Origin of the sequence: Kitasatospora sp. MY 5-36 (assembly GCF_001182915.1) — a bacterium.
Classification (GTDB): Bacteria; Actinomycetota; Actinomycetes; order Streptomycetales; family Streptomycetaceae; genus Kitasatospora.
The window spans coordinates 1-1,229 of record NZ_LFVW01001239.1 but is presented as its reverse complement, the minus strand read 5'-3'; the positions used below and the strand labels follow the sequence as shown (position 1 = coordinate 1,229).

The window sequence follows — 1,229 nt, the reverse complement described above, 5'->3', positions numbered from 1 at the left end:
AGGACCTCGCGCACCGCCTCCAGGAGGCCGGCCGCGACCTCGCCCGGCGCGGCGGCGACGCGGAGGGCGCGCTGCTGCTCGAACGCGCCGCCACCCTCAGCCCCAGCTCCTGCGAGCGCGCCCGCCGGCTCACCTGGGCCGCGGTGATGTCCGCCCACGGCGGGCAACTGCGGCACACCGCGGCCCTGGTGGAGGACCTGAAGGCCAGCACCGTGCCCGAGGACGTCGCCCCGCTGTTCGCGTACGCGGTGGTCTACGTCGACCAGAGCCACCATGTCGACTTCGAGTCCTCCTCCGCCCTGCTGCCCGCGGCCCTCGACGCGCTGACCGCGCCGGGCGCCGAATCCTTCGGCGGGCTGGTCGAGCAGGCCTACTTCAAACTCCTCCTGGCCGCCAGCTACACGGACGACCCCTGGGCCTGGCAGGCCCTGGAACGGCACCGGGAGAACGTCTCCGAGGCGGGCAGGCTCTGCCTGCGCGCCTGGACCGACCCGGGCCCGGACACGGCCGCCGCGCTCCGGGCGGCGGCCGCGGACCTCAGCGCGGAGCAGGAGGCCGGTGCGGCCTGGCTCCTGCTCTGGACCGCCTCGGCGCTCGACTGCCCCGAGGGCGACCTGTGGCGCCGCTTCACCGGGCTGCACGGCTACGCCACCCAGGGCTCGGTCGCCAAGGCCAGGTGCCACCAGGACTTCCTGCTCGGGCAGTGGGACCGGGCGGCCGTCTGCCTGCGCGAGGCCGGGATCGCGGAGGAGCTCGGCTACCGCACCAACGCCCTGGTGTTCCGCCTGTACCACGCCCACTTCCTGGCCGGCCGGGGTGACGAGGACGGCCTGCGGGAGATCGAACAGGCCGTCCGGCCGACCGCCACCCGCGCCCGGATGCGGTACGTCCTGGACCGCCTGAGCCACCTGCGCGGCCTGGCCGCGCTCGCCCACCGGCGCTACGAGGAGGCGTACGCCCACTTCTGCGAGCTCACCCCGCCCGGACACCTGCCCGGCGGCCGGCCCTGGCACCACACGCTGGTCCTCGACCTGGTGACGGCCGCCGTGCACACCGGCCGGCACGAGGAGGCCCGGCAGCACCTCGCGGCCGGACGCGCGGCCCGCTCGGCGGAGATCTCCGGCCGCCACGCCTTCCTCTTCGCGGCCGCCACCGCCCTGGCCGCCGACGACGACGAGGCCGACGCCGCCTACCGCGCCGCGTACGCCGTGCCGGGCGCCGAGCGGTGG

Annotated in this window: 1 pseudogene; it reads left to right on the top strand. The window is 76.5% G+C overall.

The features are described from left to right. Nucleotides 1–1,229, top strand: a pseudogene (locus AE652_RS41675) (helix-turn-helix transcriptional regulator); the annotation flags it as partial.